This window comes from Streptomyces sp. BoleA5 (assembly GCF_000373665.1).
GTDB lineage: Bacteria > Actinomycetota > Actinomycetes > Streptomycetales > Streptomycetaceae > Actinacidiphila.
In genome coordinates, this window is the sequence record NZ_KB892117.1 from 45682 (window position 1) to 61487 (window position 15806).

Annotated in this window: 12 protein-coding genes; 1 reads left to right on the forward strand and 11 read right to left on the reverse strand. The window is 72.4% G+C overall.

Annotated features, from left to right (window positions below; translation table 11 throughout):
• Positions 1-75: 75 nt before the first annotated feature.
• The 5 genes from B085_RS0127760 to B085_RS0127780 all read right to left on the reverse strand — a co-directional run bounded on the left by B085_RS0127760 (position 76) and on the right by B085_RS0127780 (position 6712).
• A complete protein-coding gene (locus tag B085_RS0127760; RefSeq protein ID WP_018561881.1) occupies positions 76-1713 on the reverse strand; it encodes a thiamine pyrophosphate-binding protein in 1638 nt (545 codons plus the stop codon).
• The gene (locus tag B085_RS43970; RefSeq protein ID WP_018561882.1) at positions 1710-2228 is read right to left on the reverse strand and encodes an SDR family oxidoreductase; all 519 of its coding nucleotides are present in this window, start codon (positions 2226-2228) and stop codon (positions 1710-1712) included. The genes B085_RS0127760 and B085_RS43970 overlap by 4 nt, the downstream gene beginning before the upstream one ends.
• A 108-nt stretch (positions 2229-2336) precedes the next feature.
• Positions 2337-3944: a cation acetate symporter gene (locus B085_RS0127770; protein WP_018561883.1), complete on the reverse strand. Its 1608-nt coding sequence runs from the start codon at positions 3942-3944 to the stop codon at positions 2337-2339.
• Positions 3941-4390, reverse strand: coding sequence for a DUF485 domain-containing protein (locus tag B085_RS0127775; protein WP_018561884.1), 450 nt, complete (start codon positions 4388-4390; stop codon positions 3941-3943). Before B085_RS0127775 ends, B085_RS0127770 begins: the two co-directional genes overlap by 4 nt.
• Before the next feature lie 192 nt (positions 4391-4582).
• The gene (locus B085_RS0127780) at positions 4583-6712 is read right to left on the reverse strand and encodes a DNA gyrase/topoisomerase IV subunit B (protein ID WP_018561885.1); all 2130 of its coding nucleotides are present in this window, start codon (positions 6710-6712) and stop codon (positions 4583-4585) included.
• A 423-nt stretch (positions 6713-7135) separates the two neighbouring features.
• Between B085_RS0127780 and B085_RS0127785 the strand changes: the two genes are divergently transcribed.
• Positions 7136-7366, forward strand: a complete 231-nt coding sequence (locus B085_RS0127785; protein WP_018561886.1) for a DUF7455 domain-containing protein — start codon at positions 7136-7138, stop codon at positions 7364-7366.
• Between the two features lie 75 nt (positions 7367-7441).
• Here B085_RS0127785 and B085_RS0127790 read toward each other — a convergent pair whose 3' ends face one another.
• From B085_RS0127790 to B085_RS0127815, 6 genes are all read right to left on the reverse strand, one after another.
• On the reverse strand, positions 7442-8302 hold the full coding sequence (locus B085_RS0127790; protein ID WP_018561887.1) for a S1 family serine peptidase: 861 nt from the start codon (positions 8300-8302) through the stop codon (positions 7442-7444).
• A gap of 142 nt (positions 8303-8444) precedes the next feature.
• The gene (locus tag B085_RS0127795) at positions 8445-10010 is read right to left on the reverse strand and encodes an RNA polymerase sigma factor (RefSeq protein ID WP_018561888.1); all 1566 of its coding nucleotides are present in this window, start codon (positions 10008-10010) and stop codon (positions 8445-8447) included.
• A 323-nt stretch (positions 10011-10333) separates the two neighbouring features.
• Positions 10334-11236: a FadR/GntR family transcriptional regulator gene (locus tag B085_RS0127800; protein WP_078620084.1), complete on the reverse strand. Its 903-nt coding sequence runs from the start codon at positions 11234-11236 to the stop codon at positions 10334-10336.
• A gap of 92 nt (positions 11237-11328) precedes the next feature.
• Positions 11329-12957 (reverse strand): ATP-binding cassette domain-containing protein, encoded by a 1629-nt coding sequence (locus tag B085_RS0127805; protein WP_018561890.1) that lies wholly within the window; start codon positions 12955-12957, stop codon positions 11329-11331.
• A gap of 29 nt (positions 12958-12986) precedes the next feature.
• Positions 12987-13715, reverse strand: a complete 729-nt coding sequence (locus B085_RS0127810; RefSeq protein WP_018561891.1) for an NUDIX domain-containing protein — start codon at positions 13713-13715, stop codon at positions 12987-12989.
• 107 nt (positions 13716-13822) lie between these two features.
• Entirely contained in the window at positions 13823-15802 is a 1980-nt protein-coding gene (locus tag B085_RS0127815) for a glycogen debranching N-terminal domain-containing protein (protein ID WP_018561892.1), read from the reverse strand.
• Between the last annotated feature and the right edge of the window lie 4 nt (positions 15803-15806).

Below are 15806 nucleotides of genomic sequence, written 5' to 3' on the forward strand. Positions count from 1 at the left end.
CGCCGAAGGTGCCGAGCAGCGCGGCCCCGCGGGCCCGCATCGACCGGCTCCCCGGCACGGCGGCGTCCTCGGCGCTCACGAGTGCCCCCGCAGGGGCACCTCGACCAGCAGCGGACCGTCGAGGCCGCGTACCGCCGCGACGGTCCGCGCCAGTTCCTCCGTGCCGTCCACGCGGACGGCGGGGATGCCGAAGAACCGGGCGGCAAGGCGCCAGTCGAGCTCGCCGAGGTCGAGGCCGGGACGGGGGACGTCAGGGCCGCCGCCGCGGGCGCCGAGGGTGTCCTTCAGGGTGCGGTACTCACCGTTGGCCATCACGACGAACAGGACGGGCACCCGGTGGTGCGCCGCGCTCCACAGCCCCTGCAGCCCGAACATCGCGCAGCCGTCCCCCAGCACGGCCACCACCGGGCGTTCGGGCGCGCCGAGCCGGTGGCCGACGGCGGCACCGATCCCCCAGCCGAGGCCCCCGCCGACCGTGTGGACGAAACCGCCCGGCCGGTCCCGGCGCAGCACGCCGCGCAGGTGCACCCCGACGGTGATCGACTCCTCGACGAGCACCGCCTCGTCCGGCAGCGCACCGGCCAGGGCGTGCGCGGCGGCGAGCGCGTCCAGCGGGGCGCCGGCCCGGGCGGACCGCGCCCTCAGCTCCAGCCGCTCCCGTGCCTCGGCGTGCCGTGCGCCCGCCTCCCGTGTCCGTTCGCGTGCGGTCTCCTCGGGTACCAGCCGCGTCAGATGCCCGGCGAGCGCGGCCAGTGAGGAGTCCAATGCGCCGGTGAGGCCCAGGGCGACGGGGAAGTTGCGGCCCGGCTCGGCGGGATCGGTGTCGATCTGCACGACCGTCAGGTGTCCGGGCACGGGCGGGCCGGGGCTGTAGTGGTGCGGGGTGAAGGCGCGGCAGCCGGCTATGAGCAGCGCGTCGTGGCCCTTCAACCGCTCGTGGATGCGGGCGTTGACGGGCGGCAGCGGCCCCGCGTACAGCGGGTGGGAGCCGGGGAAGTCCAGATGGTCGTTCATCGGCTGGTGGTACGTGACCGCGCCGAGCGCCTCGGCGACCCGCACCAGCGCCGCCACCGCCCCGTCCCTGCCGACCCCGTCTCCGGCGACGACCGCGGGCCTTTCGGCGGCCCCGAGCAGGGCCGCCGCCCGGTCGAGCCCGCCGGCCGGTCCGGGCGGCGCGAGCGGCGAGCGCGCCGGGACCTCGACGGGCGCGGTGTCCTCGAGGACGTCCATCGGCACGGAGACGAACACCGGCCCCTGCGGCGGCTGCCGGGCCAGCGCGAAGGCGCGGCGCAGCACGAGCGGCAGATCCTCGGGGCGCTGCACCTCCTCGGCCCGTTTGGCCGCACCGGAGGCGAGGGCGACCAGGTCCCCGGCGAGCATGGGGTCCTGGAGCAGGTGGCGCCGGTCCTGCTGGCCCGCCATGACGACCAGCGGGGTGCGCGAGCGCCGGGCGTTGAGCATCCCGATCAGGCCGTTGGCGGTGCCCGCGGCGATGTGCAGGCTGGCGAAGGCCGGACGGCGGGTGGCCCGGGCGTAGCCGTCGGCCATGGCGACGACCGATCCCTCCTGGACGCCGAGGACGTACTCGGGCGCGGCTCCCGGTCCGGACAGCGCCTCGATGAGAGGCAGTTCGGTGGTGCCGGGGTTGCCGAAGACCCGGTCGACCCCCTCGTCGGCGAGGATCTCCAGCAGGGCCCGCAGGGCGGTCGTCATGACGGGGACGCCTCTCGTACGCTCGTGCCGCCGTCGACCGCGACGGTGGCTCCGGTGGTGGAGCTCGCGTCGTCGCCCGCGAGGTGGAGCACGGTGCGGGCGATCTCCTCGGGTGCCGCGTGCCGGCCGAGGGGGATCATCGCGTCGAACGCCCTGGCCGCGTGCTGGGAAGGCTGCCCGGTGGAGGCGGTCTCGATGCGCCGCGTGAACGGGGTGTCGGTGGGGCCCGGGTGGAGGGTGTTGACGCGGATGCCGGGATCGGCGGTGAGCCCGGCGACGCTGTAGTCGATGGACACGGAGGCACCGGCTCCCAGGTGCGGCAGCGTGTGCTCGACCAGGAGGAAGTCACCGACGACCCGGAAGACGGCGTGGTCCTGGGGCATCCCGCTGATCTGCCCGCCGTCGGCCAGGGCCAGGCCGATGCCGCGGCACAGCAAGGCGGTGGCGAGGGTGACGACGAACGTCGGCTCGGCGATGCCCACGCCGAGCACCGGCGGGACCAGGACCGCTGCCACGCCCGTCGTCGCGCAGCAGCCGACGCATACGGCTCGACGGTATGCCGCACAGCCTGGAGGCGCCGTGGGCCTGCGGCAGTCAGAGCGTTCCGCCAGACGGAACGGGTGTCACACCGCCCCGGCCCCGGTGAGCGAGCGGACCTCGACCTCGGCGAACTTGTCCTCGTCGGCACGCTCGCGGGACAGGACCGTGCCCAGCCAGCCCGCGGCGAAGCCCAGCGGGATGGAGACCAGGCCCGGGTTCTCCAGCGGGAAGTACTGGAAGTCCACCCCCGGGAAGAGCGACTGCGGGCTGCCCGACACCACCGGGGACAGCACCACCAGCGCGATCGCGGGGACGAGGCCGCCGTAGATCGCCCACACCGTGCCGCGGGTCGTGAACCTCCGCCAGAACAGCGTGAAGAGCAGCGCGGGCAGGTTGGCGGACGCCGCCACCGCGAACGCGAGCCCGACGAGGAAGGCCACGTTCTGGCCCTGCGCGAACAGGCTCAGCGCGATGGCCACGCCGCCGATGCAGACCGCGGCCACCCGGGCCACCCGTACGTCCTGGTTCTCCCGTCGTTTGCCGCCGGGTGCGTCCTTGCGACGGAGGAGTGTCGCGTGGAGGTCGTGCGCGACGGAGGCGGACGAGGCGAGGGTGATCCCGGCGACGACGGCCAGGATGGTGGCGAAGGCGACCGCCCCGACGACCGCGAACAGGACCGTTCCACCGGTGGAGCCCGCTCCGCCGCCCAGATCGAGGGCGAGCAGCGGCACCGCCGTGTTCCCGGCGGCGTTGGAGTCGCGCACGGTGTGGGAGCCGACCAACGCCGCGGCACCGAAGCCGAGCACGATCGTCATCAGGTAGAAGCCGCCGATGAGGCCGATCGCCCAGACCACCGACCGCCGCGCCGACCGCGCGGTGGGCACCGTGTAGAAGCGCGACAGGATGTGCGGCAGTCCGGCGGTGCCCAGGACGAGGGCCAGGCCGAGGCTGATGAAGTCCAGCCGGTCGGTCCAGCTCTGCCCGTAGAGCATGCCGGGGCCGAGGAACTCGCGGCCGTGGCCGCTGCCGTCGGCCGCCGAGCGCAGCAGTGCCCCGAGGTCGCCGTGGAATCGGACGAGCACCAGCACGGTCAGGGTGATGGTGCCGCCCATGAGCAGCACGGTCTTGACGATCTGGATCCAGGTCGTGGCGCGCATGCCGCCGAAGGCGACGTAGAAGACCATGAGCGCGCCGACGCCGATGACGGTCCAGGTGCGCGCGGCCGATCCCTGGCCGCCGAGCAGGAGGGAGACCAGGCTTCCGGCACCGACCATCTGCGCGACGAGGTAGAGCACGGAGACGATGACCGAGGAGGTGCCCGCCGCGATCCGGACCGGGCGCCGGCGCATGCGTGCGGTGAGGACGTCGGCGAGTGTGTAGCGGCCGCAGTTGCGGACCAGCTCGGCGACGAGCAGCAGCACGAGGAGCCAGGCGACGAGGAAGCCGACGGAGTAGAGCATGCCGTCGTAGCCGAAGAGCGCGATGAGCCCCGAGATGCCGAGGAAGGAGGCGGCGGACATGTAGTCGCCGGCGATGGCGAATCCGTTCTCCAGGGGGGAGAAGAGACGGCCGCCCGCGAAGAACTCCACGGACGAGCTGCGCCGCCGGCCCGCCCAGGCGGTGATCGCCAGGGTGACGGAGACGAAGAGGGTGAAGAGGACCAGCGCCAGGCCCTGGTGGTTGCCGGTCACCGCATCCGCTCCTGGGTGTCCCAGCGCAGGTCGAGGGCGGCCCGGTCCCGGCGGAGCCGGGCGTGCCGGGCGTAGGCCCAGGTCAGGAGGAAGGTCGAGGCGAACTGGGCGAGGCCGAGGACCATGGCCACGTTGAGCTCGCCGACCAGCGGCCGGGCCATCAGCCGCGGCGCGGCCGTCGCCAGGACGACGTAGAGCAGGTACCAGGCGAGGAAGGCGGCGGCCGCCGGGAAGACGAACCGCCGGTACCGGGAACGCACTTCCTGGAAGGGGCCGCTGGCCTGCACCTCCCGGTAGACCCGGGCGTGGTCGTCGGCCGGGCGGGCCTGCGACGGGAGGGAGACGGGCGGTGGCTCGGGACCCTCCCACTCCCCCGCGGCCAGGACGTCGTACCAGGGGTCGTCCACCCGCAGCCCTCCGGTTTCCGCCTGGTCGTGCTCGTTCACGAACTCTCCTCGCTTCACGGGCCGATCGGCCGTGCGCCCAAGCATGGACATTGCGGGAAGATCCGGGAGCCTCCAAGCAGAAACCTTCACCTCATCGGGTGATGGTGCCCCACTCCTGGGGGTGGGGAAGCGCCGGCGCCCTCCACGGGCGGGTGAGACCGCGGGAGGGCGCCGGTGCGGGAGCCCGGTCCGTCAGGCGTCGATCCGCGAACGGTCGAGCGTGGCGGCGGAGTTGGCGATGAACTCGCGGCGCGGCGCGACCTCGTTGCCCATCAGCAGGTCGAAGGCGAGCTCCGCGCCCTCCAGGTCGCTGATGTTGATCCGGCGCAGGGTGCGGTGGCGCGGGTCCATCGTGGTCTCGGCCAGCTGGTCGGCGTCCATCTCACCGAGGCCCTTGTAGCGCTGGATGGACTCCTTGTAGCGGATGCCCTTGCGCTCGAATTCCAGCAGAGTCTCACGCAGCTCCCGGTCGGAGTACGTGTAGACGTACTTGTCCTGGCCCTTGCGCGGGTTGCTGAGTTCGACCCGGTGCAGCGGCGGAACGGCGGCGAAGACCCGGCCGGCCTCGACCATGGGCCGCATGTAGCGCTGGAAGAGCGTCAGCAGCAGACAGCGGATGTGGCTGCCGTCGACGTCGGCGTCCGTCATCATGATGATCTTGCCGTAGCGGGCCTGGTCGATGTCGAAGGTGCGACCCGAGCCGGCTCCTATGACCTGGATGATGGCGCCGCACTCGGCGTTCTTCAGCATGTCCGTGACCGAGGACTTCTGGACGTTGAGGATCTTGCCCCGGATCGGGAGCAGCGCCTGGAACTCCGAGTTGCGCGCGAGCTTCGCGGTGCCCAGCGCCGAGTCGCCCTCGACGATGAAGAGTTCGCTGCGGTCGACGTCGTCGCTGCGGCAGTCGGCCAGCTTGGCGGGCAGCGACGACGACTCCAGCGCGGTCTTGCGGCGCTGCGCGTCCTTGTGCTGCCGGGCGGCGATCCGTGTGCGGGCCGCGGCGACGGCCTTCTCCAGGACGGCGCGGGCCTGCTGCTTGTCGTCCCGCTTGGTGGAGGTGAGGAACGCCTTGAGCTCGCGGGACACCACGTTGGCCACGATGCGGTTGGCCGCCGAGGTGCCCAGCACCTCCTTGGTCTGGCCCTCGAACTGCGGTTCGGCGAGCCGGACCGTGACGACCGCCGTCAGCCCCTCCAGGGCGTCGTCCTTGACGATGTCGTCCTCGGCGACGCGCAGCAGCTTGGTGGCGCGCAGCACCTCGTTGAACGTCCTTGTGACGGCGCCCTCGAACCCGCGCACATGGGTGCCGCCCTTGGGGGTGGCGATGATGTTCACGAAGGAGCGCAGCGTGCTGTCGTAGCCGGTGCCCCAGCGCAGGGCGACGTCGACACCGAGCTCACGGGTGACCTCGGTGGGGGTCATGTGGCCGCGGTCGTCGAGGACCGGGACGGTCTCCTTGAAGGTGCCGGTGCCGGTCAGCCGCAGCACGTCGCAGATCGGCTTGTCCGGGGTGAGGTACTCGGCGAACTCGCTGATGCCGCCGTCGAAGTGGAAGGTCTCCTCGACCGGCTTCCCGTCCTCGGAGCCGTTGTCCGGCCGCTCGTCGCGGACGACGATCGTCAGACCGGGCACCAGGAACGCGGTCTGACGGGCGCGCTGGTGCAGCGTCTCCAGGGCGAGCTTGGCGTCCTTGAGGAAGATCTGACGGTCCGCCCAGTAGCGGACGCGGGTGCCGGTGCGGGCCCGCGGCACCTTCTTGACCTTGTCCAGCCCGTTGCCCGGCTCGAACGGCGCCTCGGCGCCGGCCTTGGCGAAGCTGCCGGGAACGCCGCGGCGGAAGCTGATCGCGTGCGTGTGGCCGCCGCGGTCGACCTCGACGTCCAGCCGGGCGGAGAGCGCGTTGACGACGGAGGCGCCGACGCCGTGCAGACCGCCGGAGGCCGCGTAGGAGCCGCCGCCGAACTTGCCGCCGGCGTGCAGCTTGGTCATGACGACCTCGACGCCGGACAGGCCGGTCTTGGGCTCGACGTCGACGGGGATGCCGCGGCCGTTGTCCCGCACCTCGACGGAGGCGTCGTCGTGGAGGACGACCTCGATGTGGTCGCAGTGCCCGCCCAGGGCCTCGTCCACCGAGTTGTCGATGATCTCCCACAGGCAGTGCATGAGGCCGCGGCTGTCGGTGGAACCGATGTACATGCCGGGGCGCTTGCGGACCGCTTCGAGGCCCTCGAGCACCAGCAGGTGTCGCGCGGTGTAGTTGGAGCCGTCACGATCTGCACCGGTCAGCAACGCGGTGGACGGCACGGATGTTTCGGCGGTCACGCGAACGTCTCCTCATGAAGTTCTTCAGCCGTATCGGTGAGAGGGTACCGAGGTCACGCACGGCCGTTTCGCCGCGACCCGATATGGGCACCATGCTAGCCCGATTTCGAAGGCGTGTTCGATCCCTCGTTTGAGTGATACACATGTCACGTTCCCCTGGAGGCATGAACCATTTAGGCTCGGGGCACGTCCTCCTCAACAACCGGCCGCAGGGCCGGGGGGACACAACCGAACAATCTGACCAGATCTGCCAGAACGACCCGAAGCCGACAGATTAGACGCCAGAGGATCATTCGCCGCCAATCGGTAGCATCCGGCCGCTACAACGACAGTTTCCAAGGAAAAGACCTGCGCGGGAACAGTTTGGGCCTGGTTGGATGTTGACCCTGGTACGACAGCTCGTCGAGCTAGAGAAGAGGCGACGTGACTACAGTTCTGACCCCCGCGAGCCCGCTGACGGCGGCGGACCGCTGCGACCGTTGCGGCGCCCAGGCCTACCTGCGCGTCGTACTCATCAGTGGCGGCGAGCTGCTCTTCTGCGCGCACCACGGGCGTAAGTTCGAGCCCGAATTGAAGAAGATCGCTGCGGAAATACAGGACGAGACCGGTCGGCTCACCGCCGCCCCGACCGTCGCGGCCGATGACGAACGCTGACGCGTAGCACTGCGACGAGCTCACGACGGGCGGCCTCCCGCAGGGGACGCCGCCCGTCGGCTTGTCCGCGGCGCGTCACGAAGCGTGCTGGCCGACCAGTCCCGCGACCGCCGAGACCCGGGTGTACACACCGGGATGTCCCGCCTGGGCGCATCCCGCGCCCCATGACACCAGCCCTATCAGCCGCCCCTCCGCCACCAGCGGACCGCCGCTGTCCCCCTGGCACGAGTCGTGCCCGCCGGCGAGGTCGCCGGCACAGACCATGCCGTTCTTCTGGTACTTGCCTTCCGTACTGCCCGGATACGCCTGCTCACAGACCGAGTCGGCGAGCACCGAGACGTTCGCGGCCATGAGGACGTTCGAGTAGGTCCCCAGACCCGCCGTGTCCCCCCAGCCGAACACCTGCGCCGGCGTGCCCGCCTCGTAGGAGTTCACGTCCCCCGGTGCCGCCATGCGTATCGCGCTTCCCGCGGGAAACGGCTCCGCGGTCGTGACGACGGCCACGTCGCCGCTGTTCGTCGTGGGGTCGTACGCGGGGTTGACCCAGACCTTGCGAACCGCCACCTCCTTGCCGGCGGAACCGGCGAGATCCGTCCGCCCGGCGATGATGCGCAGGTCGGGCACCTGGTTCCAGTCCCCGCCGAGTGCGGTCGGACTGAAGCAGTGCGCCGCGCTGACCACGGTGTTCGGCCCGACCAGCGCTCCACCGCAGAACTGCCCCGAGCGGCCCGTTCCGTACCGGGACCGGCTCGACAGGACCACCGCCCACGGGTACTGCTCCGTGGTGACCGGCGTGCCCCCTATGACACCGTTGTCGGCGCCCGGGGCGCCGGGGGCGTACCCCACCGCGACGGCGGTGGTGGAAGCCGGCAGCGACAGCGCGAGCGCGGACCCGGCTATGAGCCCGCCGATCAGCGTGCGGATCGAGGAACGCATGCATTCTCCTCACCATCCGGAATGCCCTGAGCACCCACAGTGACCTGACGGGACCGGGGCCGCATCCGGAGAACTGTCCGGAAACGCCGACAGGCCCGCAGCCGCCGTGGCGGTCGCGGGCCCGTCGGGGCGTCCTGCCGGATCAGTCCAGGTAGTCGCGGAGCACCTGGGAACGCGACGGGTGACGCAGCTTGGACATGGTCTTGGACTCGATCTGGCGGATGCGCTCACGGGTGACCCCGTACACCTTGCCGATCTCGTCCAGCGTCTTCGGCTGGCCGTCGGTGAGGCCGAAGCGCATGGAGACCACGCCCGCCTCGCGCTCACTGAGCGTGTCGAGCACCGAGTGCAGCTGCTCCTGCAGCAGCGTGAAGCTGACCGCGTCGGCGGGCACGACCGCCTCGGAGTCCTCGATGAGGTCACCGAACTCGCTGTCGCCGTCCTCGCCGAGCGGGGTGTGCAGCGAGATGGGCTCGCGGCCGTACTTCTGGACCTCGATGACCTTCTCGGGGGTCATGTCGAGTTCCTTGGCCAGCTCCTCCGGGGTGGGCTCGCGGCCCAGGTCCTGGAGCATCTGGCGCTGGACGCGGGCCAGCTTGTTGATGACCTCGACCATGTGCACCGGGATGCGGATGGTGCGGGCCTGGTCGGCCATCGCGCGGGTGATCGCCTGGCGGATCCACCAGGTCGCGTACGTCGAGAACTTGAAGCCCTTGGTGTAGTCGAACTTCTCGACGGCACGGATCAGACCGAGGTTGCCCTCCTGGATCAGGTCCAGGAAGAGCATGCCGCGGCCGGTGTAGCGCTTGGCCAGCGAGACCACCAGACGGAGGTTGGCCTCCAGGAGGTGGTTCTTGGCCCAGCGGCCGTCCTCGGCGATGATCTCCAGCTCGCGCTTGAGCTTGGGGGCGAGCTTGTCGGCCTGGGCCAGCTTGTCCTCGGCGAACAGACCGGCCTCGATGCGCTTGGCGAGCTCCACCTCCTGCTCGGCGTTGAGCAGCGGGACCTTGCCGATCTGCTTGAGGTAGTCCTTCACCGGGTCGGCGGTGGCACCGGCCGCGGCGACCTGCTGCGCGGGCGCGTCGTCCTCGTCCTCGTCGGACAGCACAAAGCTCTCCGCCTCGGTCTCGGCGGCGGGGACGTCCTCGTCCTTGCCGGGGGCGGCGTCCTCGAGGAGCTCCTCGCCCTCGGCGAGTTCGTCGTCCTTCTTGCCCTTGGTGGCGGTGGTCTTCTTGGCGGCGGTCTTCTTGGCGGTCGCGGTGGTCTTCTTCGCCGCAGTCTTCTTGGCGACGGCCTTCTTCGCGGGTGCCACGACCTCGTCCTCCGACTCCGCCACGGGCTCCCCCCCGGTGGGGGCGGGGGCCGCGGTGGCCTTGGCGGCGACGGTCTTCTTGACCGGGGCGGCCTTGGTGGCGACGGTCTTGGTGGCAGTACGCTTCGCCGGGCTCTTGGCTGCGACGCTCTTACGGGTGCGCTTGGGCGCCTCGGCGGCACTCACCATCAGCGTCACACCCTCCTCGTCGAGGACCTGGTTGAGGCTGCGCAGAACGTTCTTCCACTGGGTTGCCGGGATCTGGTCCGCTTCGAAGGCTCGGCGCACGTCGTCGCCGGCGATCTGACCCTGAGCCTTACCCCGCTCGATGAGCGCCATCAGAGACTCGGACTCGGCGATCTCCGGCGGGAGCGTACGGGATGTGCTGGCCGACACGAACAACCTCTCGGAACGATGGAAAACGACTACGGTGGGACCCGCTCGGCAACTCAGCGTCATGTTCGTCGCGGATATTCCTCGCACGGCCGCCACCTCTAAGCACATCGCGCTGCCGCCGAGAGCGTTACGCCCGGCCGTACGTGGTCCGAGTCACACCCCGGATCGGCGCCAAACCGTCGATAGCGGGACATTCCCCGTGCACGCCTCGACCATGCCCGGTCGGGAGCGTGCGCCAAACATCGCGGACGGCTCCGCCGCCGGGCCCGGAGGGTGTGGGCCGGCGGCGGAAGTCGGTGCCGTCTCGTGCCGTGCGGGACCGGTCAGTGCTCGCGCGGGGCGGGGACGACGTGGTCCGGCGAGCCGCCGGTGTCCGCGTGGACGGCGAGGAGCTGACGCATCGCGGTCTCCGCCTCGGCACCGTCGGAGGCGGCCAGCGCCTCGACGACCCGCGTGTGCAGGGCCACCGAGTGCTCACCGGGGCGCTCGCAGCCGGTGACGGGGCCGCCGGAGACCTGCAGGGCGGAGGTGACGATGCCGGACAGGTGCTCCAGCATCCGGTTGCCCGCGACCTGCAGCAGCAGGGCGTGGAACTCCGCGTCCGCCCGGGAGAAGGTGAGGCCGTCACCCTGGCCCACGGCGTGGGTCATGATGTCGGTCATGTCGATGAGCCGCTGCTGGACGTCCTCGCGGCCGTGACCCGCCGCGAGGCGGGCGGCGAGGGGCTCGATCGTCCAGCGCAGTTCGAACAGCTCGCGACGCTGGTCGTCGCGCTGCGGGCCGAAGGCCCGCCATTCGATGATGTCGGGGTCGAGCAGGTTCCAGTCGCTGACCGGGCGGACCCGGGTGCCGACGTTGGGCCGGGCGCTGACGAGGCCCTTGGCCTCCAGCACCCGCAGCGACTCGCGGACGACGGTGCGGGAGACCTCGAAACGCTGGCCGATCTCCTCGGGGACGAGCGGGCGGTCGGCCCCGAGATCGCCGGAGACGATCATCTGGCCGAGTTGCTGGACGAGTTGGCCGTGCAGCCCGCGGCCACGGCTCCCGGCGGGGCGACGGCCGACCCGGCCCATGTCGGTTTCGCCGCCGTCCCAGGACGGTGCGCCGCCCGGGCGGTCGAGGCCGGCGGGTGCGTCGGCGTACGGATAGCGGTCGATGTCCCCGCCGCCGAGACTCGGGTCGGCGGGGCGGGCCGCGGTCATCATGGTGTGCGCAAGGGTACTCACGCATCATTTGTCGGCGATGGCGCGGGAGGCCTTGAGGGCTTTCCTGAAAAGCACACGAAAGGGTGAGCACTCATCACCTGATAATTGACGCTTTATCGGAAGGAAATGGGGTTCCTCCGGCGCAAGACCGTTGCCACATAGGCACACAAGAGAGCGAAGAGCGACAAAACGAAGGAATAGCGGACCGGTTGGGTCGCCAGCCGGGTCACGTCGATCGCCGGCGCCGAAGCCGCGCGCCGCACCACCGGCGCCACCAGCAGCGGGACCGCGAGGACGCCGGCCAGACCGAGCGCCGTGGTGCGGAACACCCCGGCCGCCAGCACCCCGGCCCAGCAGCAGACGAGCGCGAGGGCCGCCGAGGCCGCCGTGGTGGAGGCCAGCACGGACGGCGAGGGCACGCCGCCCGGCCCGAGTTCGAGGCGCAGCGCGACGAGGCCGAGAGCCGCCCCCAGGAGGGCGATCAGCACCGCCGCGGCCCCGTTGACGACGAGCTTGACGAGCAGCAGACGCAGTTGGCGGGGCACGGGTGCCTGCGCGGGGGCCAGCGCGGGGTAGCGGAACTCCTGGCCGTAGGCGAGGGCGCCCAGGAGCGCGCCGCCCAACGCCGCGGCCGGCAGGGGCAGGGAGTGCGACCAGCCGGTCAGCAGGCGCAGGGAGAAGGCGTGGTGCCCGGTGCGCAGCAGCACCAGGGTGGCCAGGCCCGACGCCAGGACGGAGACGAACGCGATCAGCCATGGGCCGCGGACGCCCGTGAGGCGGCGCAGTTCGTAGCGGACGGGCCGGGCCGGACCGGCGGGCGGCACGGCCGCGCGCTCGGCCGCCAGGGGCACGGTGGGCCGCTCGCCGTGCGGGGCCTCCGGGACGCCGGTGTCGGCGACCTCGTCCGCGAGGCGGTGCAGGAGGATGCCGTTCCGGAAGGCGGCCTCACCGACCTGGGCGGTGGTCGCGCCGTGCACGCGGATGCGGCTGCCGCTCTCGTGGGTGATCTCCGTCCCGTCGTCGGTCAGCAGCAGACCCAGGCGTTCGGCCTGCGGGGAATGGACGGCCACGTACGGCCGCAGACGGCGCCGGCCGAACTCGTGGGCGGACTGGTCGGCGACGAGCCGGCCCTTGTCCAGGGTGACGACGCGATCACCGAGCCGGCCCGCCGCCTTGGGGTCGGCGCAGGTGACGACGACAGCGCCGCCGCGCGCCGCGTACGCCTTCAGCAGGCCGTACAACCACGCGGTGTCGTGCGGGGAAAGCCCCTGGGCGGGGTCGTCCAGGAGCAGCGCGGGCGGGTCCCCGAGCAGCGCCGCGGCGACCCCCAGGCGGCGGTCCATGCCGAGAGAGAAGGTCGACAGGCGGCGTCCTGCCGTCTCGCGCAGGCCCACGATCTCCAGGACCTGGTCGGCGCGTTCGGCCGGGGCCCCGGCCGCGGCGGCGAGCATGCGCAGGTGACCGCGCGCCGTCCGGGAGGGATGGCCGGGGACGTCGCCGAGGAGCACGCCCACCGCGCCGGCGGGATGGGTGTGGCGGTGCAGGGGGCGCCCGCCGAAGAGCGTGATGCCGCGGCCCGGTTCGAGTTCGAGCATCAGCCTCAGAACGGTGGACTTGCCTGCGCCGCCGTCGCCGAGCAGGACGGTGATCTCGCCGGGGCGGGCGTCGAAGGAGAGGTCGTCGACGGCAGGGGGCTCTTCACCCCGGGACGCACTGGTCAATCCGATGGCCTGGATCACCATTGCACCATAACGCGCAATTGGCCCGGAATTTACACCTCTGGTCGCAACATGGGTGGATTCAGGATGGTTGCACCACCCGCGCGGAACAGCTGTGCGGGACGGCCTCCCTGACGGGTCGTCGTGCCACCGGTGGGGACGAGGAAGCCGACCGTCCCCGTCACCTTGCGATGGAAGTTGCGCGGGTCCAGGGCGACACCCCACACCGCCTCGTAGACCCGGCGCAGCTCGCCGACGGTGAACTTGGGCGGGCAGAAGGCCGTGGCCAGCGCCGAGTACTCGAGCTTGGAACGGGCACGCTCCACGCCGTCGGCCAGGATGCGCGCGTGGTCGAAGGCGAGGGCGCCCTCCTCGCCGTTGCGCAGCAGCTCCTCGACCGGGGCCCAGCGGGCACTGCGCGCGTCGCCCCCGGCGCGGGGCGCGGGCAGGTCCGGGGCGAGCACGAGGTGGGCGACGCTCACCACCCGCATACGCGGGTCGCGCTTGGGGTCGCCGTAGGTGGCCAGCTGCTCGAGGTGGACTCCGCTGCCCGCGCGCAGTCCGGTCTCCTCCTCGAGTTCTCGGGCGGCCGCCCCTGAGAGGTCCTCGTCGCCGCGCACGAAGCCGCCGGGCAGCGCCCACCGGCCCTGGTAGGGCGGTTCACCGCGGCGGACCGCGAGGGCACACAGGGCGTGGCTGCGCACTGTGAGCACGACGAGATCGACAGTGACGGCGAAGGGCGGGAAAGCTGACGGGTCGTAGGGCGCCATGCCCGCGATCATAGTCGTCTGCCTGACGATAAACAGCAGGTTGACGGGATGACGCAACGCGCTGTCGGCCTGTTGTTCGACGTCGCGGCGCCACCCGCCGGCCGCTGCCGGCCGCCGCTTCAGGCGCCGAGCTGGAGCCCGGGAGCCGCCTCCTCGATCACCGCCGTACCGGACGCGCCGATCCGCAGGGCGAAGGGCTCTTCTGCCACCCGCAGCCCGGCGATGTCGAGATCTCCGAGCGGAGAGGCGGCCGGCGGGCGCACGGCCACCAGGCGCTCGGGGGCGTCGGGGCGGATCCCGGCGAGGGCCAGCAGCATGTGGACGGCTCCCGCGGCGGCCACCGCGGCGGGCCGTGACGCCGTCGGGTGCGGGGCGGGACGGCGGGAGTCTTCCCGCTGCTCCCCCGCGTACATCTCGGGCAGCCGGTGTCCGAACGCACCTGCCGCGTCCAGCACGCCGAGCAGCAGCGCCACTGCCGCGCGCTCGTGGCCGGCCGCCGTCAGCCCGGCGACCGCGACGGCCGTCTCGTGGATCCGTACCGCTCCACCGCGGTGGCCGAAGGGGTTGTAGCCGGGCGCCTTGGCGGACAGGGTTCGCAGCCCCCATCCCGAGTCGAGCTCCGGGGCGGCGAGGAGACGGGCAAGCTGTTCCGTCTGCACCTTGTCCAGCAGGCCGGGGGCGAACTCGCAGCCGCCCAGCAGGCCGGTGTCGAGCAGGTGGGCGGCGGCCGATCCCAGATGGGGCACGGGTCTGCCGTCAGGGGTCAGCGCGGCGGCCGGGCTCCCGCCGGCCGCGTCGTCCAGCCAGAAGTCCTCCCGGAACCTGCGGCGCAGTGCCTCGGCCCGCTCCCGCCACTCCTGCGCGCCCGGGCGTCCGTGGGCCTGGAGCAGATCGGCGCCGTGCAGCATGGCCCGGTGGGCGTGGGCCTGTACGTCGCAGCGCAGGGGACCGCCCGGCGCGGGGTCGGGGACGTAGCCGCCCTCGCCCGCGACGGACCGCAGCCACCACAGACTGCGCTCGACGGTCGGCAGCAGTTGTTCGGTCTCCCGCTCCGAAAGCCCCCACCGGCGTGCCTCGGCGAGCAGCGTGACGAAGAGCAGCCCCGCCTCCACTCCGGAGCAGGTGGGCGGCAGATGCGGACCGGCATGGCGCAGCGGGCCCGGCAGGCCGCCGGTCTCCGGGTCCTGGCGCCGGGCGAACGCCCGCAGCGTGCCGGCCGCGAGGCGGGTGCCCAGCGGCAACAGCATGCGGGCCGCCCACAGGGCATCCGCCGGGGCGGGGCCGAGCCGCCACGGGGCGCCGGCCGCCACATGGACGTCCAGGGGGTGCTCCGGGTCGCGCAGCAGCAGCGCCCGCAGATCGTCGAGGGCGGCCCGCAGCAGCGCCTCCGCCCGGCCGTCGCCGCCGCGGATCTCGGGGGCCGACCAGGGCACGGGGACCGCCGGGGCGGACCCTCCGTTCACGCCGGCCACGGCGGGTTCCAGCGTCGCGCGCAGCTCGATCGTTCGCGTTGCCCCGGCGGGCAGCGCCAGCTCCCAGCACAGCAACCCGGCGGAGGCCAGCGCGCTCTCGGGTGCCGGCACGGCGGTGACCCGGGCCCGCAGGCCCTCCGCCGACCACAGCAGCCCCGCGTCGCACACGCTGGGCTGCAGCTCCGGCCCGGAGGATCCGGCCGCGATGGCCGGCAGTTCGGCGAGGTCGGTCGCCAGGGCCACCTCGAACGGGATGCGCAGGGCGCGGGATCCGGTGTTGTGGACCGTGATGCGCTCGGTGCCCCCGGCGGTCCGGAGCCTCTCGACGGTGAGGGCCGGATCGGGTGCCGTGTCGCCGGGGGCGCGGGCGACGGAGGTGAACCGCGCCCGGCCCGCCGTGACCAGCCCGCCCTGCACAGGAACCGGCGGCGCCCCCGCGATGCGCAGCTCGCAACGGGCCAGTACCCGGCGGCCGCCCTGGTAGAAGCCGCCGAGGCCGCTTCCGTCCAGTTGTCCGTGCTCCGGCGAGACCGCGAGGGCCGGGGCCGCGACGCACATCACGGCGTCGTGCACCGGCTGCGGCCCCCGGTCCTGCCGGGGCGGCCGGTTGACCGGCTGCGGGCTCATGCCA

Coding starts and splice junctions, on each gene's coding strand:
- B085_RS0127760 (WP_018561881.1), bottom strand. CDS start 1,713: ATGACGACCGCCCTGCGGGCCCTGCTGGAGATCCTCGCCGACGAGGGG.
- B085_RS0127790 (WP_018561887.1), bottom strand. CDS start 8,302: ATGCGTTCCTCGATCCGCACGCTGATCGGCGGGCTCATAGCCGGGTCC.
- B085_RS0127805 (WP_018561890.1), bottom strand. CDS start 12,957: ATGGTGATCCAGGCCATCGGATTGACCAGTGCGTCCCGGGGTGAAGAG.
- B085_RS0127810 (WP_018561891.1), bottom strand. CDS start 13,715: ATGATCGCGGGCATGGCGCCCTACGACCCGTCAGCTTTCCCGCCCTTC.
- B085_RS0127815 (WP_018561892.1), bottom strand. CDS start 15,802: ATGAGCCCGCAGCCGGTCAACCGGCCGCCCCGGCAGGACCGGGGGCCG.